General features: G+C 56.4%; 32 protein-coding genes. 10 read left to right on the top strand and 22 right to left on the bottom strand.

The window, feature by feature from the left end:
• Nucleotides 1-27: 27 nt before the first annotated feature.
• The 7 genes from M4I36_RS04750 to M4I36_RS04720 form a co-directional block, all read right to left on the bottom strand.
• Nucleotides 28-744 (bottom strand): cytochrome c biogenesis CcdA family protein, encoded by a 717-nt coding sequence (locus M4I36_RS04750; protein WP_258110563.1) that lies wholly within the window; start codon nt 742-744, stop codon nt 28-30.
• Nucleotides 741-1,454 carry a hypothetical protein gene (locus M4I36_RS04745; protein ID WP_258110562.1) on the bottom strand — a complete coding sequence of 238 codons (714 nt, stop codon included), beginning with the start codon at nt 1,452-1,454 and terminating at the stop codon, nt 741-743. Before M4I36_RS04745 ends, M4I36_RS04750 begins: the two co-directional genes overlap by 4 nt.
• Nucleotides 1,455-1,476: 22 nt before the next feature.
• Nucleotides 1,477-2,007: a TlpA family protein disulfide reductase gene (locus M4I36_RS04740; protein ID WP_258110561.1), complete on the bottom strand. Its 531-nt coding sequence runs from the start codon at nt 2,005-2,007 to the stop codon at nt 1,477-1,479.
• A gap of 19 nt (nt 2,008-2,026) precedes the next feature.
• Complete coding sequence (locus M4I36_RS04735; RefSeq protein WP_258110560.1) at nt 2,027-2,875, bottom strand: M56 family metallopeptidase; 849 nt, start codon at nt 2,873-2,875, stop codon at nt 2,027-2,029.
• A 1-nt stretch (nt 2,876) separates the two neighbouring features.
• Complete coding sequence (locus tag M4I36_RS04730; protein WP_258110559.1) at nt 2,877-3,302, bottom strand: BlaI/MecI/CopY family transcriptional regulator; 426 nt, start codon at nt 3,300-3,302, stop codon at nt 2,877-2,879.
• Between the two features lie 135 nt (nt 3,303-3,437).
• Nucleotides 3,438-3,866 carry a hypothetical protein gene (locus tag M4I36_RS04725; RefSeq protein WP_258110558.1) on the bottom strand — a complete coding sequence of 143 codons (429 nt, stop codon included), beginning with the start codon at nt 3,864-3,866 and terminating at the stop codon, nt 3,438-3,440.
• Between the two features lie 122 nt (nt 3,867-3,988).
• Complete coding sequence (locus M4I36_RS04720; protein ID WP_258110557.1) at nt 3,989-4,918, bottom strand: C39 family peptidase; 930 nt, start codon at nt 4,916-4,918, stop codon at nt 3,989-3,991.
• Nucleotides 4,919-5,083: 165 nt separating this feature from the next.
• Here M4I36_RS04720 and M4I36_RS04715 point away from each other — a divergent pair, with 165 nt between their 5' ends.
• Nucleotides 5,084-5,776 carry a cytochrome c biogenesis CcdA family protein gene (locus M4I36_RS04715; RefSeq protein ID WP_258110556.1) on the top strand — a complete coding sequence of 231 codons (693 nt, stop codon included), beginning with the start codon at nt 5,084-5,086 and terminating at the stop codon, nt 5,774-5,776.
• Between the two features lie 24 nt (nt 5,777-5,800).
• Entirely contained in the window at nt 5,801-7,003 is a 1,203-nt protein-coding gene (locus M4I36_RS04710) for a redoxin domain-containing protein (protein WP_258110555.1), read from the top strand.
• 90 nt (nt 7,004-7,093) lie between these two features.
• Here the strand turns inward: M4I36_RS04710 and M4I36_RS04705 are convergent, their stop codons facing one another.
• The 8 genes from M4I36_RS04705 to M4I36_RS04670 form a co-directional block, all read right to left on the bottom strand.
• Entirely contained in the window at nt 7,094-7,297 is a 204-nt protein-coding gene (locus tag M4I36_RS04705; protein WP_258110554.1) for a heavy-metal-associated domain-containing protein, read from the bottom strand.
• A gap of 108 nt (nt 7,298-7,405) precedes the next feature.
• On the bottom strand, nt 7,406-9,826 hold the full coding sequence (locus tag M4I36_RS04700) for a heavy metal translocating P-type ATPase (protein WP_258110553.1): 2,421 nt from the start codon (nt 9,824-9,826) through the stop codon (nt 7,406-7,408).
• Between the two features lie 17 nt (nt 9,827-9,843).
• Nucleotides 9,844-10,116 (bottom strand): metal-sensitive transcriptional regulator, encoded by a 273-nt coding sequence (locus tag M4I36_RS04695; RefSeq protein WP_258110552.1) that lies wholly within the window; start codon nt 10,114-10,116, stop codon nt 9,844-9,846.
• Nucleotides 10,117-10,227: 111 nt separating this feature from the next.
• Nucleotides 10,228-11,013 (bottom strand): DUF4396 domain-containing protein, encoded by a 786-nt coding sequence (locus M4I36_RS04690; protein WP_258110551.1) that lies wholly within the window; start codon nt 11,011-11,013, stop codon nt 10,228-10,230.
• A gap of 91 nt (nt 11,014-11,104) precedes the next feature.
• Nucleotides 11,105-11,908 (bottom strand): prolipoprotein diacylglyceryl transferase, encoded by an 804-nt coding sequence (gene lgt, locus M4I36_RS04685; protein WP_258110550.1) that lies wholly within the window; start codon nt 11,906-11,908, stop codon nt 11,105-11,107.
• Between the two features lie 51 nt (nt 11,909-11,959).
• Nucleotides 11,960-12,109, bottom strand: a complete 150-nt coding sequence (locus M4I36_RS04680; protein WP_258110549.1) for a hypothetical protein — start codon at nt 12,107-12,109, stop codon at nt 11,960-11,962.
• Between the two features lie 33 nt (nt 12,110-12,142).
• A complete protein-coding gene (locus M4I36_RS04675; protein WP_258110548.1) occupies nt 12,143-13,333 on the bottom strand; it encodes a murein hydrolase activator EnvC family protein in 1,191 nt (396 codons plus the stop codon).
• 264 nt (nt 13,334-13,597) lie between these two features.
• The gene (locus M4I36_RS04670; protein WP_258110546.1) at nt 13,598-13,747 is read right to left on the bottom strand and encodes a hypothetical protein; all 150 of its coding nucleotides are present in this window, start codon (nt 13,745-13,747) and stop codon (nt 13,598-13,600) included.
• A 145-nt stretch (nt 13,748-13,892) separates the two neighbouring features.
• Between M4I36_RS04670 and M4I36_RS04665 the strand changes: the two genes are divergently transcribed.
• Genes M4I36_RS04665 through merA form a run of 5 tightly spaced genes read left to right on the top strand, consistent with a single transcriptional unit; the run spans nt 13,893 to nt 17,442 of the window.
• Nucleotides 13,893-14,180 carry a hypothetical protein gene (locus tag M4I36_RS04665; protein ID WP_258110545.1) on the top strand — a complete coding sequence of 96 codons (288 nt, stop codon included), beginning with the start codon at nt 13,893-13,895 and terminating at the stop codon, nt 14,178-14,180.
• Nucleotides 14,181-14,194: 14 nt separating this feature from the next.
• Complete coding sequence (locus M4I36_RS04660) at nt 14,195-14,536, top strand: ArsR/SmtB family transcription factor (RefSeq protein WP_258110544.1); 342 nt, start codon at nt 14,195-14,197, stop codon at nt 14,534-14,536.
• Nucleotides 14,537-14,549: 13 nt separating this feature from the next.
• A complete protein-coding gene (locus tag M4I36_RS04655; protein ID WP_258110543.1) occupies nt 14,550-15,089 on the top strand; it encodes a TlpA family protein disulfide reductase in 540 nt (179 codons plus the stop codon).
• Nucleotides 15,086-15,757, top strand: a complete 672-nt coding sequence (locus tag M4I36_RS04650; protein ID WP_258110542.1) for a cytochrome c biogenesis CcdA family protein — start codon at nt 15,086-15,088, stop codon at nt 15,755-15,757. Before M4I36_RS04655 ends, M4I36_RS04650 begins: the two co-directional genes overlap by 4 nt.
• 20 nt (nt 15,758-15,777) lie before the next feature.
• Entirely contained in the window at nt 15,778-17,442 is a 1,665-nt protein-coding gene (gene merA, locus M4I36_RS04645; protein ID WP_258110541.1) for a mercury(II) reductase, read from the top strand.
• Between the two features lie 179 nt (nt 17,443-17,621).
• Here the strand turns inward: merA and M4I36_RS16790 are convergent, their stop codons facing one another.
• The 6 genes from M4I36_RS16790 to M4I36_RS04620 all read right to left on the bottom strand — a co-directional run bounded on the left by M4I36_RS16790 (nt 17,622) and on the right by M4I36_RS04620 (nt 21,889).
• Nucleotides 17,622-17,816: an SHOCT domain-containing protein gene (locus M4I36_RS16790; RefSeq protein WP_374985457.1), complete on the bottom strand. Its 195-nt coding sequence runs from the start codon at nt 17,814-17,816 to the stop codon at nt 17,622-17,624.
• Between the two features lie 34 nt (nt 17,817-17,850).
• Entirely contained in the window at nt 17,851-19,005 is a 1,155-nt protein-coding gene (locus M4I36_RS04640) for a hypothetical protein (protein WP_258110540.1), read from the bottom strand.
• A 301-nt stretch (nt 19,006-19,306) separates the two neighbouring features.
• Nucleotides 19,307-19,582: a hypothetical protein gene (locus M4I36_RS04635; RefSeq protein WP_258110538.1), complete on the bottom strand. Its 276-nt coding sequence runs from the start codon at nt 19,580-19,582 to the stop codon at nt 19,307-19,309.
• Nucleotides 19,583-19,836: 254 nt separating this feature from the next.
• Nucleotides 19,837-20,454 carry a cation efflux transmembrane domain-containing protein gene (locus M4I36_RS04630; RefSeq protein ID WP_258110816.1) on the bottom strand — a complete coding sequence of 206 codons (618 nt, stop codon included), beginning with the start codon at nt 20,452-20,454 and terminating at the stop codon, nt 19,837-19,839.
• Nucleotides 20,455-20,513: 59 nt separating this feature from the next.
• Nucleotides 20,514-21,509 carry a cation diffusion facilitator family transporter gene (locus M4I36_RS04625; RefSeq protein WP_258110537.1) on the bottom strand — a complete coding sequence of 332 codons (996 nt, stop codon included), beginning with the start codon at nt 21,507-21,509 and terminating at the stop codon, nt 20,514-20,516.
• Complete coding sequence (locus M4I36_RS04620; RefSeq protein WP_258110536.1) at nt 21,509-21,889, bottom strand: ArsR/SmtB family transcription factor; 381 nt, start codon at nt 21,887-21,889, stop codon at nt 21,509-21,511. The genes M4I36_RS04625 and M4I36_RS04620 overlap by 1 nt, the downstream gene beginning before the upstream one ends.
• A gap of 291 nt (nt 21,890-22,180) precedes the next feature.
• On the opposite strand from M4I36_RS04620, the gene M4I36_RS04615 reads away from it, so the two are divergent.
• Nucleotides 22,181-22,873: a stage II sporulation protein R gene (locus tag M4I36_RS04615; protein WP_258110535.1), complete on the top strand. Its 693-nt coding sequence runs from the start codon at nt 22,181-22,183 to the stop codon at nt 22,871-22,873.
• Nucleotides 22,874-23,293: 420 nt separating this feature from the next.
• Here M4I36_RS04615 and M4I36_RS04610 read toward each other — a convergent pair whose 3' ends face one another.
• The gene (locus tag M4I36_RS04610; protein ID WP_258110534.1) at nt 23,294-23,461 is read right to left on the bottom strand and encodes a hypothetical protein; all 168 of its coding nucleotides are present in this window, start codon (nt 23,459-23,461) and stop codon (nt 23,294-23,296) included.
• Nucleotides 23,462-23,824: 363 nt separating this feature from the next.
• On the opposite strand from M4I36_RS04610, the gene M4I36_RS04605 reads away from it, so the two are divergent.
• On the top strand, nt 23,825-25,249 hold the full coding sequence (locus tag M4I36_RS04605; RefSeq protein ID WP_258110532.1) for an MBL fold metallo-hydrolase: 1,425 nt from the start codon (nt 23,825-23,827) through the stop codon (nt 25,247-25,249).
• Between the two features lie 104 nt (nt 25,250-25,353).
• Nucleotides 25,354-26,166, top strand: a complete 813-nt coding sequence (gene lgt, locus M4I36_RS04600; RefSeq protein ID WP_258110531.1) for a prolipoprotein diacylglyceryl transferase — start codon at nt 25,354-25,356, stop codon at nt 26,164-26,166.
• Nucleotides 26,167-26,381: the final 215 nt, after the last annotated feature.

Below are 26,381 nucleotides of genomic sequence, written 5' to 3'. Positions count from 1 at the left end.
CTTAGGATTCCGACCTAACCTCGTTCGTTACAGCCCCACGTAACCGCCGTACAGTCCGATCAGCCATCGGATGATCAGCGTCAACTGATTGGTGGCAAGAAGAACCCCCATCACCACCATGATCCCGCCGCCGATCTGGCTGACCCTGTGACTGTAACGCTGCAACCAGCGCACCGATCCGAGTGTATAGGCCAGAATCAGAAACGGGATGGCGAAGCCCACCGTATAGAACGCCATCAAAACGGCGCCATTGACCTGACTGGTGGCCGCGACGGTGATGACCGACGCGAGAATCGGTCCAATACACGGCGTCCAGCCGGCCGAGAAGCTGACGCCGACGACAAACGCGCCCAGGTACCCCCGCGGTTTGGACTGCACATGCCATTTGACCTCGCGCATCAACAAATCCGGCTTGATGACGCCCATCAGCACCAGTCCCATGACGATGACGATGATCCCGCCAATCTCGCTGACGAGCGTGTGATACTGGGCAAACAGCAGTCCGACCAGACTGGCTGACGCACCGAGCGCCACGAAGATGACGGAAAACCCGAGCACGAAAAAGAGCGCATGGAACAGCGCCCGGCGCCGCACCTCTACGGTTACGACGCCGTCACCTTGGGCCCCGACCGAAACACCGGAAATATACGAAATATAAGACGGGTACAGCGGCAAACAACAGGGCGAGACAAACGACAGGAGTCCAGCCAAAAACGCAAGCCAGACTGTAGGCGACGCCGTCACAGGGGATGTCCTCCTTTGGCGTTTCGCAGGCCGATCAGGCCCAGGATCGACACGGCGAGAGCCGCCCATTGCGAAGGGCTGAGACCGAAAATGACCGTCTGGTATACCGCGAACAGCGACACGAGCAACGACCCGATCCCGGAAAGCAGCAGCAGAAAAGCCCCCTTCTCCATGCGGCGGCTGCGCCACGCGAACAAGAGAGCCGCCCACAAGACGATCGCTTCGTAAAAGTTTACGGGTTGAAACACCCCTCCAAAGGCGTGGATCCCCCAAGGCAGACCGGTTGGTTTGCCCAGCGAGAGCCAGAAGAGCGACGCAACGGCGCCTCCGGTCACAAGACCAAACGGCCACACCTCCAGGACATCGCGTCCCTGCGGTTTAAGCCGCCACCACTTGTAGCCCCCGTACAAAAACGCCGCCATAGTTCCCACCCACTTCGCATGGGGATCAGCAGGCAAGGTCAACAAAGCGATCGGATGGCGTATCGCATCAATCGGCGTCAACACCAAAGCAGAAAACTTCCATCCCAGGAACCAGGCAACGACGATATCGAAGAGGAGATCGACGATCGGATCTCCACCCGGAATAGCCATTCGTCTAATGTGTCGCTTCATGATCCAGCCGCCAGCCGCCCCGCCCAAAATCAGACCGATCCACGCGTACGGGATCGTCAACGGCCCGATGGAAACGCCCCCAAGCAGCGCTAACATGCTCTTTCACATCCCGACTGTCTCATGATTGAGCGAGCAGTTTGTTAAAATTCGCTTGCATGATCGCGGCCGTCATCCCACCTGTCACGCGACTGACGATGATCCCCTGACGGTTGATGAACAGGCTGGTCGGGATGGCGATGACACCGTACTCCTTCGTGACCGCGTCATGGGTGTCCATGAGCGTCGGATACGGGATATGGAAGTATTGAATAAATCCTCGGGCCGCCCGCACAGTGTCGCTGCCGGTCAAGTTCACGCCGATAAACGTCACTTGATTCCCGTATTTCTGATACATTTTGACGAGATCAGGCGACTCGGCTTGACACGGTGGACACCAGGACGCCCAAAAGTTCACGAAGACGAGCTTCCCGTGAAACTGTGAGAGGGATATCGGCTGCCCCGCGAAACTCGTCAACCGAAAATCAGGTGCGCGATATCCCGGTTCCGGCAAGGTCGCCGCCGTGCGGGCGCCGCCGTTGTTGACAACGGCCACGCCAACCAGCAAGACCATGACCGACAGGATCGCCCAAAACCCGTGTCCCCTCCGCATCTGTTAACCACCTCTACCTTCAAGTGCATGACAACGCCAGCGCGACCACGTACGCCGCAATCACTGCGCTCGACCATCCCATCGACCGGACGCTCCATGGAGGCAGGCCAGCACCCGATTCGGGCGCGCGCAACTGGGCGACCCGCGCGCGCATACACGCGTCAAATCCTGTCACAGCGGCTGCCTCATGCCCAATCTCCGGAACTTGCGCTTCGATGATCACGAGGAGCGCCTTAGCCAGCGATTCTCGGCCCGCCCTCTCCATGGCAAAACCATCGGCCGTGAGTTCCAACTCCACCCGATACCGCTCCGCCAGATCGCGGACGATAGGGAGGAACCACAACGCACGAGCCATCGCACGGGCCCACGTCAAACGCAGTGGATGCCGACCTGCCGCGTGCGCCCGTTCGTGAAGCAGCACCGCACGACGCTCTTCCTCGTCAAGACGCTGCCAGAGCCCCGCAGTGATGACGATTTGAGGTCGCCAGAACCCATGGGTAAACGACAGGATACGCCCGTCCGTTGAATATCCAATGCGTTGGTCCAAGTCACATTCGTGGGCCAACTGCACCAAATCCGCCGGCGGCGACGTCAGCGAAAGCGAGTTTAGCAAACGTCTGGCCCTTCTCCACTGCCCGGCCATGGAGGCCAGCCACGTGGCGTTGATCACGAAGAATGCCGCCCCCACAATCATGCGAACCCATCGTTCTCCCGCTTGTGACGCGATCCAGGTCACGCAATACGACACGACAGACGCGGCGTGCCAGTGCATCTTGGGCAGGCGTGCAGACAGCACAAGCAGGACGCATACAACAGTCCAGGATGCGAGGATCCATACCCCCGCGCGCGCAATCCGACGCCTGCGCATATCACGACCGCTCCTTACGAACCGCTTCGATCGCCCGGCGCAACTCGTTCAGCAATTCCGGATCGCGGCGCTGCACGCTGTCCACAAACTGAACGATAGCCGCCTCCCCAAAGTCCTCCACCAAACTGTCCGCGACGTTGCGAGACACCTTGGCCAACAAATCCTCTTTGGTCAAACAGGGTGAAAACACGGCTACACCCAAATCGGATCGGAGGATCAGCCCCTTGTCACATAATCGTTTCAATATGGTCATGACCGTATTGAACGCAATGGGGCGCTCGCGCTCCAACTCAGTCACGACCTCACGAGCGGTTCCTCTCCCTTTGTTCCACAGAACTTCGAGCACGTCCGTCTCCAGCGGCCCCAACACCCGTTCCAACCCGTGACCCCTCAGACCAAACGCCGGCGGTTGCCCGTTTTTCCACATCGGTTTGTCCCCTCCATCTCGTTCCAAAAGGACGTGTTCTCATTATACACGACAATACGTAGTGGGCAACTGTCAAATTGTGAATGTCCTTTCCTTTAGGCCAATTTAGGCCCGTACGGACTTGACGGTTTCCACTCACCAGTCTGCACTTCGTTTGATGTCAATCTGGTTGACCATCGCAATGGCAACGCTTCCTAACACCACAATCATTCCCGACAACAACACGCCAATCACGGCGGGTTCCAGCATACCGAGCATCATGGCCGCCATGGCTGCATTCATCAAGCTGGACAGCATAAGCTCAGCCAAGGTTAACAGACCCGTGACACCTTGGCGCAGGATCACGCTAATGGGAACAAGGACAAAGACAAGCAGCAGAGACAGCGATTTGCTTTTCGTCAGCATTTCCAACGCAATTTCTAAACTGAATGGGATCGACATGGCCAAGAGCATGTTCATTCGCATGGCAATCGGACTCATGCGGTCGCGCCGACCGTACTCAAAGACGCCTGAAAAGATGAAGACGCCCAACATCAAAACAACCATGGCCAGGAAAAAAGTCAACAAGATCACCCCGGTACTACACTATGTCGTGGTGAGGAAGTCCATGCGTGCCCTTCTTGAATCCTTGGAACTCCACTTCTCATGGTTGCCGCTTGCGGTGAAACCGCCCGCGCCTTTATGGTCTATGATCGTGCACGGACGCCAGTAACTGCGGAAGGTGGCGTCACCGTAACAGCTTGCCGTCCAAGTTGAATCCAACTTGCCCGAAATGCGGCGAGTGATGCGGGCTGCGCCGCTTGTCCAGTCAATGGGTCGTTCACAAAGACTGTCGTCTTGTTAAACCCGACGAGGAGCACCGCGTGCTCCTCCATGGTGGCTCGGATGGGGCCATCCGGGCTTCCCCATGTCACCCAATCGGTAGTTGGGCGAAAGTGGATGGTCGTCCACACGATCAGAGGGCGTCCCGATTGCAAAACCGACAGCACCGTGCGAAAAGAACTTCCAGTCAAGTCCAGCGAATGCCTGGGAAGATCTCGGTCAAGTAAAGCCGCGATGGGACCGTGATACACGCCATATCCGAACTCCCGCATATCGCCGACAAAACCTTGATTGGGGTCGCCCCACTGGAGAATCTGTCCTCCGGAACCGCTCACCAGAGGCATGCTGGCTTTGCGCACCTGCCCCGCAAGTTCGTCTTTGGTTACCCGTATGCCCTCATAGCGCAATAACATCGCGAGGCTTGTGACCTCGCACCCGTTATAGAGCCCAGGCAATTGGTCTATAATGGGTGCGCGAATGAATTTGGCACCCGAACCCGCAACAGCGTGCGGTTTTACCGCCATGCGCGCGTCAGTCGCGATGATTCTGGCGCGCATCTGGAGCGGTCCAGAATCGGAAGCGCCGCTCGTGGCGGTCGCGAAAAACACGACGAGCGTTCCCACTGCGGCGAGCAGTTGAACGCGCAGGAAGTGGCGGAGCCAATGGGTAAGAGCGGCCTTGAACGATGGTCGCGCGAGCGACGTCAAATGTTTAACGCCCGAGACCCGCGCGCCTCTTCTCACATTTTGCGTCGCCGACTGTTTGAAGTCGGTCACACTGGACTCATAGGACATATCTGCGAAAAACCCCGTTTCCTGTCGGCGCTTGCTCGATGTGCCGGAGCCGGGCGGCTCTGTGACGATTGAGATTGGCTCGACAACCCATACATCCCGATGAATGAATTCCGGGTATAATACATAGGTGCAAAATGAACTTGCAAGACAAGAGGAGCCCTTCCTGTGCCTTTTGAGTGGATTGTCGCAACGGGCGCCGGTATGGTCACCGCGTTCAATCCCTGCGGCATCGCCCTGTTGCCCTCTTATCTCGTGTATCTGTTGTCCGGCCGAATCAAAAGCCGCAAGTTGACTTGGTTCGACGGCCTGCGCTCCGGTCTATTTACGACCGCTGGTTTCGTGCTGCTGTTTGGCGTTGCCGGACTGCTTGTAGGCGCCGTAGGGTCGCTCCTTTTCGCCATCGTTCCATACGTATCGTTGCTCCTTGCCGGATTCATGCTGGTGATGGCCTTTTACGTATGGAGGGGCCAATTGATTCTGGGTTTGCGTTTCCAGGGCCTCGCGAACGGACTTGAAAACGTGTTTCAGCGCGGATCGTCGGGATCGTTTTTTGTCTACGGCGTAGGATATGGGTTGGCCTCCCTCAACTGCAGTCTCCCTGTGTTCTTTACGGTGGCTTCACAGGGGCTCACGCAGGGCCCTGTGGGCGGCTTGATAACTTTTTTATTTTACGGCCTGGGAATGGGTCTCGTGGTGATCACCCTTTCCGTCATCGCCACCGTCGCACGGTATGCGGTGGAACGAGTGATCCGGAGCGTGATTCCATACATGCAAAAAATCAGCGCCCTCGTCATGGCTGCGGCAAGTCTGTATTTGATCGGGTACTGGGTCTGGGGACCCACACCCATCTTCCACTGACCGATCCTATCAAGGAGGCCCACGGTGCGAAAAGGACTGTCCCGAATCGCGAATCTTGGCATCGCCGTCCTCATTGTCGCCGGAATGATCGGCATCGCCTATGGCGCCTGGCGCCTCGTTTCAGGGTTCCATCCGACGCTGCCGCCCGCATCCCAAACTCCGGACGTTCCCTCGGCCAATTCAACAAACGCCGTTGTGGATCCCGGCGCCTCTTTGGGTCATCGTCCGGCCCCAAACTTCACGTTGACCAACCAATTTGGTCAGCGCGTCCGTTTGGACCACTTTCGCGGCAAGATTGTCGTGCTGACCTTCATTGACAGCCGATGCACCACCGTTTGCCCTTTGACCGCTGTGGTCTTGAAAAACCTGATGTACGATCTCGGTCCGGATCGAAAATACGTCCAACTCGTGGCGGTCAATGCGAACCCGATCGCGACGAGTGTCAAAGACGTATACGATTGGTCTGCATCCCACGGCATGTTGCACCGATGGCAGTACTTGACCGGCTCGGCTCACTCCTTGGAAGCCGTCTGGCGCCACTACATGGTGGCCACCCAAGTCCTGCATGGTTCGCTGGTCGAGCATATTGCGGCCGTCTACGTGATCGATCGCCAAGGGCGCGAACACTGGCTCTATCTAAACAGCAGCCAGGGAAGTACACCCGTATTGGCCCTGGAAGTCAAGCAGTTAATCGATCACATTGCGCCGCTGTTGCCGGGTTCGGTTTCGCCGAACCGCTTGGCTCCCGCCCGCGAACTGGAGTATCTCCCATCGGAACTCGGACCGTCTGGAAAATCGTCGCGGTCTTTTTCATTGACGGCTGTGATGCCGAGCGGGGCGCTTCAACCGATCGCGGTCGGGAACGGCCTGCATCCGACCCTGTTGGAATTTTTCGCAACCTGGTGCCCCGATTGCCAGGAAGAAACGCCGACGCTCAAACAGTATTCGGCGCTTTCCCTCCGGGACAAAAACCTGCCGCCCCTGGTGGCGGTGGACTTGCGCCAAACGGAGCCGTCCACCGCGCATGTCGTTCACTATGCTCTCGGACAGCGGCTCCCGTTCCCGATCGCGCTGGACAGTCGCGGCCAGGTCGCCTATCTGTATGGGATTACAGGCATTCCAACCCAAGTGCTTGTTTCGCCCCACGGTCACATCCTGTGGTACCATCAGGGATTGATCGGGCTAAAGACGCTTCAACGCCAAATCCTCCAATCGCTTACAAAATAGTCCCGCCTGCGATGGATTGTGACTGGATCGCGACTGGATAAAAAAGGCCTCCTCCGCGTCTCGATAGAAAGCGGAGGAGGCAAACGTTTACTACACGTCATATCCGGCGTCTTCCACCGCCTGTTTCAAATCAGCCACAGACGCTTCTTCTTCGGCAAACGTCACCACAGCTTGCTGCTTCTCCAGGCTGACGTCAGCCGCCTGCACGCCGCGCACGGCTTTCAGAGCTTTGGTCACCGAGTTCACACAGCCGCCGCACGTCATGCCCTTGACCTCAAACGTCGCTACAGCCATCAAGATCACCTCCCCTCAGAGGATTCATGGCGACCGATCACCAGACATCTGGCATCGTCCAATGTCTGGCGAAGCGGGCTTGAGAGGATCCATATCGACCGATCACCCTTAGCGAACCGCCTTAAACCGCCGCAGCAACAGCGAATTCGTGACGACGCTCACCGAACTGAGCGCCATCGCAGCCCCGGCGATGACCGGACTGACCACCCCAAACGCGGCGAGCGGAATGCCGAGTGTGTTGTAGCCGAATGCCCACCCGAGATTCTGGCGGATCTTGCGCATGGTGGTCTTCGCCAATTGTACGCTGCGCACGACGCTTTCCAGATCGCCTCGAAGCAATGCTATATCCGCAGTTTCGATCGCCACGTCCGTTCCCGTGCCGATCGCGAAGCCCACATCGGCCGTCGCCAGCGCCGGAGCGTCGTTGATGCCGTCGCCGACCATGCCCACGACCTTTCCCTGCTGTTGCAGCTTCTTCACCTCATCGGCCTTCTGCTCAGGCAACACTTGTGCGAGTACCCGATCCGGCGCAAGCCCCACCTGACTTGCGATCGCTTCCGCTGTCCGACGATTGTCCCCGGTGATCATGTACACATCGATCCCCATGCCCTGCAGATCCGAGATCGCCTGCGCCGACGTTTCTCGCACGGTGTCCGCCACCGCAACGAGTCCGAGGAGGCGACCGCCCTGCGCCACCCACATGGCGGTCTTTCCCTGCGTCTCGAATTCGGCCGCGTCCACCGAATCTTCGGAACGATCGATCCCTTCGCGGTCCATGAGCGACCGATTCCCAATAAGAACCTGGGTTCCGTCAATGTTCGCCTCGACGCCGTAGCCAGGAATCGCCTTGACGTCGTTCACAGAAGCCAAAGCGATCCCCTGCACCCGGGCATGGTCCACGATCGCCGCTCCCAGCGGGTGCTCAGAACTCGCCTCGACACTCGCCGCGATCTGCAGCAACTCCTCCTCCTTCACGCCGAAGGGACGAACGTCCGTGACCATCGGTTTCCCCTGCGTGATCGTTCCGGTTTTGTCGAGAACGATGGTCGTGATCCGGTGCGCCTGCTGCAAGGCCTCGCCGCCTTTGATCAGGATGCCGAGTTCGGCGCCCTTTCCCGTTCCGACCATAAGCGCCGTCGGCGTGGCGAGCCCCAGGGAACACGGGCAGGCGATGACGAGCACCGCGACCGCGTAGATCAGGGCATGGGTGAAGCCTGCGATAAAGAACCAGGCCAGGAACGTCACCACCGCCACTCCGAGGACGATGGGAACAAAGATGCCAGAGACCTTGTCGGCCAACTGCTGAATCGGCGCTTTGGAACCCTGGGCCTCGTCCACCATTCGGATGATCTGTGCCAGAGCTGTGTCTTTTCCGACTTTCGTCGCGCGGAATCGAAACGCGCCCGCTTTGTTGATCGTCGCCGCGAATACCGCGCTGCCTTCGCCTTTTGACACTGGCAGGCTCTCGCCCGTCAGCATCGACTCGTCCACCGTCGTGCTTCCGCTTTGCACAACCCCGTCGACCGGCACGCTTTCGCCGGGACGAACGAGAATCTCGTCGCCCTTGACCACCTGTTCGACCGGGACGTCGCTCTCTGTTCCGTCCCGGACGACGCGGGCCGTCTTGGGCTGCAGTTTCACCAGGGCTCTCACCGCCTGCGACGTTTGCGCCTTGGCCTTGTGCTCGAGCAACTTGCCCATCAGGATCAGCGTTGTAATGAGCGCGGCCGAATCGAAGTACAGCGCGCTCGGAATGCGAAACACCACGACGGCGAGGCTGAAGAAGTACGCCGCCGACGTTCCGAGTGAAACCAATACGTCCATGTTGGGCGCCCCGCCGCGCAGCGCGTGATAGGCGCCTTTATAAAAGCGCCAGCCGACGACAAACTGCACCGGAGTGGCGAGGATCACTTGCAGCCAAACCGGAAGCATGAACCCGTATCCGGGGATGAACAGGCTCAACATTTGGACCACAAGCGGCAGCGTGAGAACAACGCCAGACCAGAAGGCGATGCGCAGATTCCGATAGGCGATACGCTGATCCTCGCGCTCCTCACCCGTGCGATCCACCGCCAGCGTTGCGCCGTACCCGGTCTTTTCGACGATGCGGATCAATTCGTCTGGCGTCGCGAGTCCTGGCGTGATCTCGATCAGAGCCTTTTCGCTGGCCAGGTTCACGCTGGCTTTCACCACGCCCGGCGCCCTGTTCAAATTCTTCTCGATCCGCGCCGAACAGGCCGCGCACGTCATGCCGCTGATCGCGAGTTCCACCTTGACATTCGCCACATCGTAGCCCGTTTTGCGAACCGTCTCGATCAATTTTTCAGGGTTGGCCACACCCGGATCAAAGAACACCGTCACTTTCTCCGATGCGAAGTTGACACTCGCCTGCTGCACGCCGGGCAGCTTGTTCAGATTCTTTTCGATCCGCGCGGCGCACGCCGCGCAGGTCATGCCCGTGATATTCAGTTGTGCGCTCTGAATCTCAGCGTCTGTTCGTTCTGCGACCATTTCCGCCACTTCCGACATGCGCCGCCTCCTTGCCGCTATTTTGTGTAACCCCGAATCACTTGCATCAGTTCCTCGATTTTTTCATCGCCGTCTTCTCCCCGTATCGCATCCGCCACGCAGCCCCGCGTATGGCTCTCAAGCAAGATCAGTTCGACCCGGGTGAGCGCCGCCTTGATCGAGGACAACTGCGCCAAAATATCTACACAATAGCGCTCTTCCTGGATCATCTTTTGAATGCCGCGAGTCTGGCCTTCAATCTTGCGCAGGCGAATCAGCAAATCCTCGGCTTCCTTTTGATACGAATGCATGCCCGATCACCGCCTCGTCACCATTCTCTAGGTTGATACTATACCCCCGTATCCCAGTTGTCAATCGAGGCGATTTTGTGGCGGCAGTAGATCATGCACAGCATAAACCCTTTACTCATTTACCCCATGTTGTGTGACTTTATCGCGCACGGTATGAACATTGTGTTCGGGCAAGCCCTCCTGATGGTGTCCATCATGTCCGTTGTCTGACGGATGGTGCGCATGATCCTGCGTTCCACCTTGACCGAGCACATGGGAGCCCCCCATGCCGTGTTTCATCCCCCGTCTCACCATCCACCAGTTGATCGGATAGGCGACAAGGGAACCCACCAAAATGCTGGTCGACATGACAAACCAAAAGGTGGGATCGGCGGGGGACATCACATTCCACACGTTCATCAGATACGCCATCGTCGGAAACATGCCCATCACCATAAACGTCAGGGATAGCAACTCTGCGACAAAGGCGCTTCGCAGTTCCTGCGTAAACGTTGTACCATTCATCCGCATCATGGGGATGGTCTGAAACAGCAGCCATCCCACCAAAAACCCGGCGATGTATTCCACCACCATATCCTGCGCCATTGGCAACGAAAGCCAACTGGTGACCGTCGCTGCCGCCACGATTCCCAGCGCATCTCCCGCCACACAGTGCATCACCGAGCCAACCGCCTGCTTCCACATCGGCGCGACAAACGCATCGTGCGTACCCGGCTCCGGTTCCCGGCAACTGGCCACATACAACCACAGACCGACAACCCCGAGGTAGAGCGTGATCAGCAGCCACGCCACCTTCATCATCTTCATGATTGCTGGCTGACGCCGCAACTCGTATGCGAGCCAAATGGTGCAGATCACAGAAGACACAAGCCAGATCGTCGCTATCGTTTGCAGCATTCCTACGCCCTCTTTCGGATGGCCCGTCTTTCTCTCCGTCTTAGCATGCCCCGCATTCTTCCATTTGTGTGCACAACATCAAGCGGTCCGATCAACCGTTTGACATGGCCGTCTGCTTCATCCGCGCCCCGCGAGAACGCACGGCAAACCAGATCATGAAGCCGATTGCCGGTAGGATGACCACCACGCTTGTCCACTGCGCCGCCGTCCAGTGAAACAAAAAGCGGGGGCTGTCGCCGCGCAGCATTTCGAGGCCAAATCGGCCCGCGCTATAGAGAATATTATATAGAAGAAACTGGTATCCTCGGGGCAGCTTTCGACGCGACAAGGAGAACAAAATTGCAAAGATCACCACATCCATCTGCCCCTCCCATACTTCGGCGGGCCATAGCGGTTTCGATCCGTAGGTGGCGTAGGCATCGGTGCCAGGTGGATAGACCAGACCGAAATCACCGCCGGTCGGGCTGCCAAAGGCATCACCGTTCAGCAGGCAGGCGATGCGCCCGATGCCCTGTCCGAGCACAATCGGAGCTGCGAGCAGGTCGGCAAACTCCCAGAACGGCACGCGTTTGACTCTACAGTACACGATGCCGACCAGCAAACCGCCAATGACGCCGCCCTGGATCGAGAGCCCCCCGTTCCAGATGGCAAACGCCTGTAGCGGATGCGCCGCATAATACACCGGCGTAAAGAAAAACACCTGCCATATCCGCGCCCCCAGGATCGCTCCCCCCAGGCACCAGTACACAAGGGGAACGATGTGCTCCTCGAATCGCTTGGCTGTCAAACGCGCCAGGGTGATGGTCACCTGCGCGCCAAGAAAGATGGCGAAGAGCACCACGACGCCATACGCACGAACGGGAAATGAACCGATCGTAAATAAGATCTGATGCATAGGAAACCTCCTGCAATGATGTTGGAAAGCAAATGTCCTTCACATGCCGACCTACCCGCCGTAGAGTCCGATCAGCCACTTGATGATCAACATCAACGGATTGGCGACCAACAGGATGCCAATAATGGCCGTCACAACGCCGACGATAGCCACATTATACACGACAGATTGTAGTGTGACACGATAAACTGTAGTGGGCAATGAACGCTAGTGGAACTTGCCTGCTCTTCATTTTCAGCCGTGCACGTATTGGAGTGGGTTCAGCGAAATTGGAAACCCCTGAGAATTAAACCCTGTCGCCACCGTGAAGTGGAGATGCGGTCCTGTGGATTGCCCATCGGATCCCACATACGCAATGACCTGACCCTGCTTGACCACCTGACCCGGTTGAACCAGCAGTTCGGACGCGTACATGTGGCCGTAAATGGTCATCAGGCCATTGGCGTGTTTGAGCACGATCCAGTGACCGAAGCCCTCCGCCGACCCGGCATAAAGCACCACACCATCCGCTACAGCCACGATCGGAGTGCCATAAGGAGCGCCAATATCGATCCCATCGTGAAAATCCGTGCTGCCAAACAACGTGCGTTCCCCGTATCCCGAGGTGATGTCGTAGTGACGGGGAACCGGCCAGATCCAGGGCCCCGTGCCCAGGTTCAGCTTCTTGGTGTCCGAGAAAGTGGGGTCGCTGCGCAACTCCCGTGCGATGGTGGCCGCAATGTTTTGTTCGGCGGCATTTTCCTGCTGCAACTCGGATAATGCCTGCTGCTTTTGGATCTGCACATCTGCGAGCATCGCCTGGCGGCTTGTCACCGTCTGTGCCTGTTGGTGCTGCTGCGCGGCCAATTGCGCCGCCATCGCCAACATCGACTGCTTGTCCTTTACCAAGTGTCGACCGACGGCAACGAACCGACCACGCTGCACCCTTGCCTGCTGAAACAGTTGGTCGTTCTGCTGAACGATAAGGGACAGCGCCGTCATGCGATTGAGGAAATCGGAAAAACTGGTGGAACTAAAGAGCACATCCCAGTAGCTCACGGCGCCATTTTCATATAGGATGCGCAAGCGAGTTCGGAGCAGAAGATTCAACTGTCGCACTCGGTGCTCTGCTTGACGAATCTCTTGTCCTGTCCGTCGAATCTCCAACTCCTTCGCATGCAGGTCCGTGCGCAGTCGGACAATGGACTGCCCGGTCCGCTGCAGCGTTCTGGTCAACTGGGTGAGTTGCGCTTCCAGAACGGTTTCTTGAGAAGAGAGAGTGGCCACTTTATGTTCGTTACTATGTTGTCTCTGCCGAATTTGAGTCAATTGCAGCCGGTCTGACGCCACACTGGAAGCCATCGCCTGCACGGCGATGGCGCCAAGCAGGGTAAGGGCCGCGACACCAGCGGTCACACTTGTGATGATCCGTCGAATGATGGTCAACCCCTGTCAGGCAAACCCGTTTTGATGACGGTTTAGCGCCTCTCGATTCGGGTTGATTCGACAGAAGAAGTGAAAAGTCCTGCGCATTCGACAAGCTGTTCTGAATCAGTCGCGTTCAGGACAGGGTCAAATCACGACGTTCCTCAAGCCGTGCCATGCTTTGGTACAGTTCCGTCACTTGTCGGTTCAGAGTGTCCTTGCACCGGAAAAATCGGCAGCAATGTTCCGATTCAGACGAGAAACAAAATGGAATGCCCATATCGATTACGCCTTCACCCTCGCTTCCAGTTCGCGCAATGTTTCTCGCTGTATTCGAATGGACGGCTTTCTCCAGACTAATCGATCCACCATCCAAAACAGCACAGCATACACATTGGCGAACATCAGGCAACCCGTCAGCAGGGCCATTGTCATACTTGAAAGCATATTCACCCCTTTTCGGAGATGACTGTGGGATGCTGGAGTGGCGGAAGTTGTGGTTCCAAGGATCCAACAAGAGAATCAGTTTGACAAACAAATTAAGATATTTTAATGTATTGGTCAAGGAGATGAAGCATAGATGGCGGACAAGAATCAAATGAATGATGCGAATGCAGGCAAGTGGGTGCTGTTCGGGTTGCCCATGGCTGCCGTACTGTGTTGCGGGCTGCCGTTGCTGATTGCAGGCCTTGGGTTCACCGCCGCTGGGACGTTTTTGGTAGCCAACCGTCTCTGGTTGTTTGGTGGCATGGTTGTGCTCATGGGTATCGTTATGTTCATTGCGTCCCGGAGAGGGCGTAAATCAGGTGAGGATGGCTGCTGTATCGTTCCTACAAATAGTGATACATCACCGAAGAAAGCCGATTGAAGGGAGTAGTAGATATGCAGAGTGTGAGCGTGACCCATAGTGATGCCGCTGTTCAAACCGAGATTTACGCCAAATTTTTTCATGGGCTGTCCAACCCAACGAGACTGAGAATTGTGGAGATGCTGCTTGACCGTGAAATGAATGTGAGTCAGTTGGTCGAAGCGATTGGTGCTTCGCAGAGCCTGATTTCCAATCAGCTTGCGTGTCTAAAGTGGTGTGGGTATGTGACCTCCAGGCAAGAAGGCAAGTATGTGCTTTACCGGATTTCGGATGAACGGGTTCGAACCGTTCTTCAGTTGGCAAAGGCGATTGTTGCAGATAACGCTGAGCACATTCGCTGTTGTACAAGAATGTAACGGAGGTGTACGCATGAAACGGATTGGACTTATCGCCTTGTTGCTGGTTGTCCTCGGTGGGGGATTTTTTGCCGTCAAGACGCTGGGGCATCCTGCCTCTGCCCAAACTGTTGCAGCGAGTACACAGCGAGGAACCACGGTGAATGAGAAGGTAAATGTACGAAATGTATCAGGACTCTCAGGACTTGTCCTCACTTCTGTATCAGGAAAATCTATCGCTGTCGATCCAAATAGGAGAACTGTACTCCACTTTATGGTCTCGTCTTGTGGCACCTGTGTGGGAACCGAGATTGAATTGACCAAGTTTGCCCATACGCCGGGAGTGCAGATGGTTTCCATTGACGTAGATCCACAGAACGACAACTTGGGCACTATCCAAGCATTTAAAAAGGCGACCCACGCGTCTTGGCCGTATGTGATGGATACGAATCACTCGCTAGTGAAGAGATTCAATGTGACCGAATTGGATACAGTAGTTGTCTTGTACCACAACAAGGTGATTCTTGACCAAGTGGCACCCTCGGCATCGACTTTGCAGAAGGTGCTCGCATGACCGCGGGTACTCTTGTCGTGCTTGGGGCCGGGATCATGGCGGCTCTTAATCCGTGCGGAGTCGCCATGCTGCCTTCGTACATCTTGAACCTGCTGGCGGGACGAGAGCGTCGAGTTTGGGACGGGCTATGGGCCGGACTTTTGATGACAAGCGGGTTTTTGGTCATCTTTCTGCTCGCAGGTGTTCTTTCCGTAGCCTTTGCGGCGGCGCTCGGGAAAATTTCAGCGTGGATCGCCTTGATTCTTGGCGCAGTGTTTGCGGTGATGGGAATCCTAATGATATTCGGTAAAAATGGAATCTCGTTTCACATTGACGGCAACTGGAGTGGAAAGCCAGGAACGAATCGTTCGATTTTCCTCTACGGCATCGCCTATGCGCTGGGATCCCTTGGTTGTACGTTGCCACTGTTTTCCGTATTGGTCTTGTCGTCGTTTCGTACGCAGGGGGCGTTTAGTGGACTTGTCGATTTTCTGCTCTACGCACTTGGAATGGGGTTTGTCGTGACTGTGATTTCACTGGGGGCGACAATTTCGCAGAACATCGTTTCTGATTGGGTGCGCAAAAGCGCTCTATGGATGGGTAAACTCAGTGGGGTCATCACGCTGGCGACGGGCGTGTATTTGGTGATCTATTGGCTTCCATATATCCGGTTGTATGCAGGATTCTAATCATAATGGGGTGTGTCGGTATGACGGAACAGAGCAAAAAACAAATTCGGTTGACCGTGCGAGGCATGACCTGCACAGACTGTGAAGCGCATGTCACGCACGCACTGCAAAGTGTCGGTGCAGAAAATATATCAGTAAATTTCCGCCGGAATGAGGCCATTTTTCAGTTGGCCGATCTCAATCGTTTAGATGCCGCCAAGGAGGCCATTGCGGACACAGGATATCAGCCAGGGGATGCCACACTCCTAAGCGAACGCCGGCAGAGCAGCATCTCAAACAAGGGCGGCAATTACGACTATGATCTGCTCATCATCGGTTCGGGCGGTTCCGCCTTCTCCGCTGCCATCCAAGCCGTGTCGTACGGTGCGAAGGTCGCCATGGTCGAGCGTGGAACGATTGGCGGCACCTGTGTCAACATCGGGTGCGTTCCTTCGAAGACCATGCTCCGAGCGGGTGAAATCAATCACCTGGCGGCACACAACCCGTTCCAAGGCCTCAATACATCCGCTGGGCCTGTGGATTTGGGTCAACTTGTCGACCGCAAGAATGAACTGGTCGGTGAACTTCGTCAACATAAGTACATCGATCTCATTGATGAATACGGTTTTGACTTGATTCAGGGAGAGGCTCGTTTTGTGGACCCCGCAACTGTTGAAGTGAATGGCCGACCAATCAGCGCCCGGAATTTCTTGATTTCAACGGGTGCATCGCCGGCGGTTCCAAACATCCCAGGACTCAAAGATGTCGGCTACCTTGTCAGCACAACGGCGCTCGAACTCAAGAAGCTCCCAAGGCGCTTTGCGGTGATCGGTTCCGGGTACATTGCGATGGAACTCGGGCAGATGTTCCACAACCTGGGCGCCGAGGTGACCCTGATGCAGCGGAGTGCCCGGGTACTGAAGTCGTACGACCCGGAGATCTCTGAAACGGTCACACAGGCGCTGACTGAGCAGGGCATGCACATTATCACAGGCGCCACATTCAATCGGGTTGAACAGGATGGGAACATCAAGCGGATTTACGTCACCGTGGATGGGCGCGAGCAAGTGGTCGAAGCGGAAGGGCTGCTGGTCGCAACGGGCCGCAAGCCAAACACGGAAGCCCTGAACCTTGCCGCAGCGCAGGTAAAGCTCGGCGATCGTGGCGAGGTCGCGGTGGATGAGTATCTACGGACAACGAATCCGAATGTGTATGCAGCCGGTGACGTGACGATGGGGCCACAGTTTGTTTACGTTGCAGCGTATGAGGGATGGGTCGTCGCTGAGAATGCAGTGGGCGGCGGGAACCAAAAAGTCGATCTCGCAGTTGTACCGGGCGTAACGTTTACCAACCCCGCCATTGCCACCGTTGGATTGACGGAAGCACAGGCCAAATCCAACGGGCATGAAGTAATTACGTCGGTTCTGCCACTCGATGCAGTGCCACGGGCGCTCGTGAACCGGGAAACGACAGGGGTATTCAAACTGGTGGCAGATGCGAACACCCGAAAGATTCTTGGCGCCCATGTGATAGCGGAAAACGCTGGCGATGTCATTTATGCCGGTGTCCTTGCGGTTAAATTTGGTCTCACCATTGAGGATCTCCGGTCGACGCTAGCACCATATTTGACGATGGCGGAAGGCCTCAAACTGGCGACGCTGACGTTCGATAAGGATGTGTCGAAGCTTTCGTGCTGTGCTGGTTAATACATTAACCGTGCCCCCTGGCACGTTGTGCACCAGATAGCGGTCACCCAATTGATGGTTGGGATCATACAGAATCGGGATGTGAATAGACTTCCCTGTTCGCGAAAACCCGCAACACAGGCCCTCAAAAGAGGAACCTGCGTTGCGGTGACATGGTGCGTTTTCGAACAAAAGGACCACTACGCCCAGGCAGGTTCATCTTGCAGCAATACGCTCCTGAGTTGCTGATACTCGTCGATCGTGATCTCCCCGCGAGCCAGACGCGTTTTCAAAGCTTCCAGTGAAGACTCCTGCCGCACCGGTGCAGACGGCGCTTGCTGCGTCGCTTGCTGAGTGAAATTTCTCCGCGAAAAACCTCCGCCACAGCATCCCATATTCCCACGCTCCTTTGCCTGTCGTACAAACATCTTACCTCGCAGATGTGAAGAAAGTATGTGCACCACCCAATGAATCACCCGTCGCTATGCCAAGCCGTTTCCCACGCATTCTCCACACCGATACGGTTAACAGAGCCAAGACAGGGGCGCTGTTTGGATCCGTGCCGATGCCCCCCATCACACCGAAATCCTGCCCCATCCACCACGTGAAGAAAAGCCACAGCATGGTCAGACCCACTGTCCAGCGATTGATTTGGTTCGACAGATACGCGAGTCCCAGCACCACCATGACAGTCACAAACGCAAAATTCCAAAAGAACGGATGAATCTGCACTGCGGCGGCCATCGCGTACATAGGGCTTGCCAGGACGGCCGGTTGCGGCATGTTGGCAGATGCAAAAAAGAGGGAGTATAGAGAACTGCCGCTCCAGTACCTCGCACCGGGCCAAGCCTGGGCCAACGCAGCCAGGAGCCAGAACAGCCCAATGCCTTGCCGCGCCGTTCTGGCGATCCGTCCGTTCTCCCACCACAGTTCAGGAAGCAGCAGAAAAACGGCGCCCCATATGTAAAACACGATAGACCCCGGAGACCCTGCGAGCCAGGTGGCGCTGCCCGTCAATATGCCTCCCATGCCTTCGCCAAATATCCAGATGCCCATACCCCATACGATGGATGTCCATAGGGCCAATCGCCCTGCAAATCGATCCATTCCAACGATCAGGCAGACGCCAATCCCCATCTCGATCAATACGGCAAAGACATCGGCGCCAATCGGGTAATCCGTCCAGAACTGAATATTCCAGCCCAGTATAGAGATGAACCACCCTGGTTGCCCCGCCACCGCAGGGGCCAGCACATCCTGAACAAACCCGTTATTCGGGATGGCGGGCTGCGCCTGTAAGATACCGTCGAGGATCCAGAGAAGTCCCAGCCCCCACCATAATACCAAGCGTTCCTTCGGTGTGGACCCGACCCTGTGAAACAAAAAGCGGCGCAATCCCAGCGAGGGATGGCGAATGCCCGCGAATGACAGGGCTGGCTCAGGATCATGCTCCCCAAGAACCGTCAACAGCCACCGCCCAAACAGCAGACAGGCGATGCCCAGAACTACATATAGGATCCACTGAAACAGCAGGGCGTGAAATGTCCGCACGACCGCTGGATCAATGACGGGAACCATGTTCATTCTCGTTTCACCCTTTACACGGGGGTCTGATCTCCGAGAAGATCGGGATGTCGCGAAGCACAACAGATTGTGTCAATGCACCCGTATCGTAATGCACAGCAAATCGTCTGACGCAGCGGGCTTGTCGTAGGATGAATCGAGCGTGATGGAAGTCCATCTTTGCGCCACGAAGATTCAGCGATTCCAGGTTTATTTCGATTCGCTCTATGTTAACCGTCGCCATGAAACAACCACTTAGGCATCGACAGAAAAGAAGGTGTCCAAGCGGAGACCATCATGGTGCATCAATAACCTCCCCGTATCACGCCATGCGAATCTCTTTATGCATCCCGTCAGCAGACCCGTCTTGGTGCACCAGGGACGCTTGCTGTCGCTGCACCTGCGCTTTGAGTTCGTGATTTTCGATCATGAGATCCGCCACCTGCAGTTGCAGCGTCTTCAACTCGTCTTGCGAAACAGGAACCACATTGACTGAAGACTCGACCTGCGCCTGCTTCTTCGGAGAACGGAACAGACTCCCCATGCAGAAAACCATCGTCAGCGGACATAGTAACAGCAGCAATAACGACCAGTTCATCAAACGTCCCCCCTCAGAGCATCGTTTCAGCAGTTAAACTATTGCCAGTGTGCTCCCAAAGTGTGAAGAAAGTATGAAGACCAAGGTCACATTTCCCCGATACAATCCCGCCAATGAAGTGGCATGAAGAGATCCGTCCACCATGAGGATTGTTCGGTGATATTTTCGCAGTGAATGGATCTGAGTGGCATTCGCGGCAAAGTAGCGCCCCAAGGCAGTGTGAGTCTCACCGAGGCTCTGTCTTACTGACAGCTTCAGGTGTCCTCTTTCCCCTGCGCTTCACGGATCGCTTCCAGCCCTTCCTTGATCACGAAGTACACAAGCGCCAAGGCGGCCACTGAATCCGCCCACCACCATCCGAACCATGCCGTAAGCAATACCCCAGCCAATACCGTCCAGGCCATATACGCACAGACGATGCTGCAGGCGCCGTCCGCCTTCAAGGCCTGACTGCCGATCTCTGCGCCGATGCGCTTTTTCGCAGACGCGAGAAACGGCATCAATAATCCGGAAGCTAATGAAAGCCCCAATCCGGGCAGACTCGCATCCGCTCCACTGTGCGTCCACAGGGCGTGCCCCGCCGACACCAGAATGTAGACCGCCAATAAAAACAGAGCGCCGCCAACGATCCAGGCGGCCGACCGCTCAGCACGCTGCACGCGCTCAAGGCTTGCGCCGCGCGCTTCGAGCCCGAGTCGCCATAACAGTACAAAACCCGCGATCAGTTCGATAATGCTGTCTGCCCCAAACGCGATGAGCACGATCGAGTGTGCCTGCAGTCCGGCCCAGAGCGCCACACCGGCTTCCACGACCATCCACGCTATGGAGATCTGCTCGATCTGGATTCCCTTTCGCACTGCTGCTCTTTGCACTGACAAGAAATCCACCTCCCTGACGAATGATATAGTCGGGTCACCGAACCTGCACACGGCTAGTGCTCATGAACGGGTTCCGTGGCGGCGCAAAGTTCCGACTGCCCGTGTGGATGGTCGGCGTCTTCCATCTGAATGGTGACGTGCCCGATTCCAAGATGGGCCAGACGGTGCTCCAGATTCCGCAGGATGCATTGACACTCGCGAATCGTAAGCACCCCATCCAGCACCAGATGACACGACAGGGCGTTGCGTCCGCTCGAAATACACCACATGTGCACGTCGTGGACATCCTGAACGCCTGCCACAGCCTTGATTTCCGCCACCACTGACTGAAATGATACGCCTTGCGGGACGCCCTCCATGAGAACGACCACAGTCTGCCTGACGATTCGCCAGGCTCCAAAGGCGATCAGCGCGGCAATCAACACGCTGAGGATGGGATCGACCACATACCACTTCGTGGCCAGCATCACAAGTCCGCCAACGATCACGCCGGCCGAGGCCGCCGCATCTCCGAGCATGTGCATGACGGCGCTCTTTACGTTGATGTTGGTATCCCCGCGCATCCCCAGGCCCAGATAGAGATTCAACGCCAGACCGACGCCTGCGCTCACAAACATCCAGGCGCTCTGCACAGGTTGCGGGTGCTGAAAGCGTTGGGATGCTTCCCAGAGAATCCAGAGGGTGATCAGCATCAGCGACATCCCATTGACCAGCGCTGCCAATATACCCGAACGGTAGTAACCAAACGTCATGCGTTCATCAGACGGTTTTTCGGCCTGTCGCAGGGCGTACCAGGAAAGGCCAATGGCGGCAATATCCGTCAGCACGTGGCCTGCGTCCGACAGGAGCGCTAGGCTGTGTGACAGCAACCCACCGGTGAACTCCACCACAAGAATGAACAACGTCAACAGAAACGCTGTTTTCATCTTGCCAACAGGCGCATGCGAATGAAACACACCACCGTGATCGTGATCGTGGCTGCCATGTCCGTGACTGTCATGTCCATGGGAGCAATCCTGCCGATGTCCCTGTTGCTCATTTCCTTCCATCAGGCTCCTCCTTCATTCGCTTCGCCATGCATGGCGTGGTCGATGCCCATCTGTAGAAGACCCGCAATATGCGCATCGTCGCACGTGTAGTAGATCGTATTCCCCTCCCGCCGGTTCTTCACGATGCGCAGTGTCCGCAAATACCGCAGTTGGTGAGACACCGCCGACTGTGTCATGCCGAGCACTTCGGCCAGATCGCATACACACAATTCCCGCTGCAGCAAACAATGCAGCATACGAATTCGGGTTGGATCGGCCAGAGCCTTGAACGCCTCTGACAGACTGAGCACAAGCGGTTCCGATAATTGACCCGATCGGACATCCGCAACCGCGTCCGGATGCAAACCGCCACAGCAAGGGTCATCCAAGCGAGTGACCATTTCACAACACCCCTATATGAGCATATATTCATATATTGTCCACAGCCCTATCATACACCAATCGTATCATGCGTGTCTCGCCCAATCTGATTGAGTGCTTGAAGTACAGGCAAGATATTCTGTCTAATCCGTGCGCGGTCGGCTTGATTGCATACTATCAGGATCCTGTGAAGAATGGTTGCAGAATTCGATATCTCTCCATCATCCATAGTGAGGGGTTTAGCTGGATCATAGATTGTCCATACTGCCTCCTGTCAAGGCGAATCGGCCACGGAGAGGAGGTGGAAACAGATGAAACGATGGCTGGGAGTTGCAGGAGGAGCTGTCTTGTTATTTGGCTTGCTGCACCTGGTTTCCGGCTCGATGCTCGCCCCCTTCTCCTCTCTGGTCTCTTCGAATCTACCGCCGATTCCGGCCGACGCTATCCGATTACGAATCATCACCAACAGTAACAGCCCGCGAGATCAGCGAATCAAATTAATCGTTCGCGATCACATTCTGGCTTTTCTCAGTCCGCGCCTTCCCAAGGACAGTTCCCATGGTGAAACCTCTGCGATTCTGCGGCGTAACGCGCCCATCGTCAACCAGTTGGCCAATGAGGCGCTCGCACAGCAAGGCGTGTTCTACAAAGCGACAACTGCATTTGGACCCACACACTTTCCCGAAAAGTTTTATGGAAATCAGATCTATCCTGCGGGTACGTATGAGGCATTGCGCATCGTACTGGGGAAAGGTCGCGGGCACAACTGGTGGTGCGTCCTCTTCCCACAGCTTTGCTACGACTCCCTGGATGTATCGGTCATTCCACAAACAGGCGCATTTCCGCAAACACCGCCGCTGGCTAAAACGACTGAAACAGTTCCGAACGGCCGTCAGATTCCCGTTGAACTGCGTCTGGCCATTGTCGATTACGGAGGTGAGTGGTTACAGACAGCAGAAGTAAGATTGCAGTCACTCTGGCAACAGATCCTGCATACAGTCTGACAGGCGCCGCATGCGGTGGTACAGGCCGATCAGCCATTAGACAACAGTGTCATCTGGTTGACGGCGGTCAGGATGCCCATCATTACCGTCATTGCCATGATCCCGCCTATTTGGCTCACCTGTTGGCTGTAGCGCAGAGTGTCGGCGCATGCCGTCTAAGAACGGGATTTTCCAGAGGATCTGAAGCGTGAATGCTGGGTTGCAGTGGGCAACAGTCCCACGACTCCGCAGGCGACAGCGATTCCAATCAAAACGGTGGTAACAACCGCGACATCGGACATGCCCACCATCATCGCCCCCATTCCTGCACTCATCAAGGACGATACGATCCATTCTCCAATTTCAGTTACGCTGAATACCTGACGCACTCCGGATAAAAGAATAAGCGACCCTGCCGTTGCAACAAGGATAGCCAGGATTTCATTTCCAGACATCGTCTCCATAGCCCACTTCCGCTGTAAACGGAATGGCCATGGACATCATCATATCCACATGCCGCGCGTGATGTGGATGTACCATGCCATGTCTGCACATACGCAGATGAGTATTCATTCCCATTCCCAAAGCCAGCAGTGCAATCCAGAACACGAACTCACCCCCATTCATTACGCTATGTCGTAAGGGGTTCGGACTTGCACGGCCTATTTCTCATACGAACACGGCGCGCTGGACTGTGTGGTCTGCGTTTCAGAACAGAGCACGCCGGTTCCGTGATGGCGGCCTGCCAGTGCTTGCCCTCCATACTTTCTTCACATATCCACGATACGATGACATCCGTGAGGAGGGTATTGCTGCTAGACTCAACTGCAGCCCCAACAAACTGAGGGTAACTGTCGCTGGCCGAAGCTGTGAACAAAGAAGCCGCCATGGGGCAGAATGATGTGGGAAGAAGAGATCATTGGTTACTGATGCGACGATTACTGCTGTGACTATTGAGAGGGGTTGTTGTCATTGTTGCTGAAATACTTTTACGACGACGAACTGGCGCAGGCGTCCTATCTCGTCGGATGCCAGGCGACCGGAGAAGCGATCGTGATCGATCCCTCCCGCGACATCTCCGCCTATCTGCAGACAGCGGAGGCGGAGGGCGTGCGCATCGTGGGCGTCACAGAGACGCATATTCATGCTGATTTCCTGTCCGGCGCCCGGGAACTCGCGGCGCGAACGGGCGCGATGCTCTATCTCTCGGCGGAGGGCGAACCTGACTGGACATATCAGTTCCTGGACCAGTATTCGTCACATCCGGTGCATGACGGCGACACATTCAACATTGGCAATATCAAGTTTGAAGTCATGCACACCCCTGGCCACACGCCGGAACACATTGCGCTTCTGGTCACGGACGGCGGCGCAAAGGCATCCGCTCCGATGGGGTTGTTTTCAGGGGATTTCGTGTTCGTGGGCGATGTGGGGCGCCCGGATCTCCTGGAGAAGGCGGCGGGCGTCCACGGTTCTTCTGACATCATGGCGCGCAAGATGTTTGCCTCCCTGCAACGGTTCAAGAAGCTTCCTGATTTCCTGCAATTGTGGCCCGCCCATGGCGCAGGCAGTGCGTGCGGGAAAGCACTCGGCGCCATCCCGTCATCCACGGTCGGTTATGAAAAAATGGTGAACTGGGCGCTCGCCTACAACGACGAGGAAGCGTTTGTCGAAGCATTGCTCGAGGGGCAGCCGGAACCGCCACGTTATTTTGCGATGATGAAGAAGTTGAACAAAGAGGGTCCGCAACTGTTATCGATGGTTGCAGCACCGCAGCGGGCCGAAGAGTCGCCGGAGACCGTGCGGCAGTGGCTCGACAAAGGAAGCGTCGTCGATACGCGCGCAGCCTCTGCATTCGCGAAGAGCCATCTGGCCGGCGTGCTCAACATTCCGTACCATAAATCATTCGTGACATGGGCTGGCTGGCTGCTCGACTACGATCGGCCGATCTATCTGCTGTGCGCAAAGGGCGATGTCGAAGCGATCACAAAGGAACTGCAGTCGATCGGGCTCGATAACGTGGAGGCCACGATGGGAACCGGCGTGCACACGGCGGCGGCCGCAGGCGGATCGCTTGTGACGAGCTATGCGGAGGTGGAGCCTGAGGATGCGGCGCGCCGCATCGATCGCGGCGAAGTATTCCTGCTGGACGTTCGCAATGCCACAGAGTGGTCGGAGGGGCATATTCCTCAAGCCACCCACATTATGCTGGGCCACCTCGTGAATCGCGTGCAGGAGCTGCCGAAGGATAAGCCGGTGCTCGTGCAGTGTCGCACGGGCGGACGCTCAGCGATTGCGGCGAGCATCCTGCAGGCGCACGGGTTTGAACAGGTGCAAAACATGCTTGGCGGTTACGAAGAGTGGACCAAGCTGGGCCTTGCCGCGACGACCCGCTAGTTTTGGCGTCAGCCGCAGGCCGTGAAGACTGGATCGTGCAGGAACCATTCAGGATCGGCAACGTTGTAGAACGTTGCCGACAAGATTCACAAGGAGGATTGGCGTTGCACAAATACTGGTTTCATATCGGATCGTTTCCCGTCCGGTCATACAGCACCCTGTTCTTGCTGGCCTTTCTGCTGGGTCTGGGGTTCACCATCTACCTCGCCAAAGTTGAAAATAAGGCCAAATACATTCCCGCCTGGCTCGACCTGGGACCGATCCTCTTTTTTGGCGGCGTCATTGGCGCGCGGATTTGGCAAGTATTCTTCTTTGACTGGTCGTTCTACTCCCAACATCCAGGCCAGATCATTGCGGTTTGGCATGGCGGGCTGTCCATTCAGGGCGGCGTAGTCGGAGCGATCATCACCGGATTCATTTATGCCCGGATCAAAAAGATCCCCTTCTGGGCACTGGCGGACATGTCCGCACCGGGGTTGCTGCTGGCGCAGAGCATCGGTCGCGATGCGGACTTTATGAACGGCAGCGCGTACGGTTCGCCCACGGGCAGCAATTTTGGCGTACTCTACCCGGTCGGCACGCTGGCTCGCCTGCAGTACGGCAATCATCCACTGTGGCCGGCGATGCTCTGGGAAGGGCAGGCAGACATCATACTGCTCGGTATCCTGATGATCCTGAAGTTGCGGCACTGGCCAGTTGGCTGGCTGTTTGTCTACTACATGATCAGCTACAATATCGTCCGCTTCTTTCTTGAGATGTTGCGGGGAGACAGTCCGCGTTTTCTATTTCACTGGGATGCGGCGCAGTGGACGGCCATCCCCATGGTCGCGGCGGGCCTCATCGCCGGCCTCTGGTTATGGCTCGCGGAACGCAAAAAGAAGACTGACGGACAAAGTGATGCAGTGACAGACGCGTAGCAATGGCTGTGCGGCAATGGCCGTGCGGAATCGGCTGAGCCGCCATTGCTGAATTGCCTCTTCTTTGCTTGTGGAGTGGCTCCAACAAAATGCGGATATCTCACGCTAAACCAGTTATATCGATTTGCTCACTCTGCACTCTGACTGCAGCACAAACCCCATCAGTAGCCGCTCGCCTTTGCAACCGGAAGCCAGGCGGCTTTTTCCTATTCGTG

Origin of the sequence: Alicyclobacillus sp. SP_1, from assembly GCF_024706985.1 — a bacterium.
Taxonomy (GTDB): Bacteria; Bacillota; Bacilli; order Alicyclobacillales; family Alicyclobacillaceae; genus Alicyclobacillus_I.
Note: the sequence above shows the minus strand (reverse complement) of the source record. Positions and strands in the feature narration are given on the sequence as shown.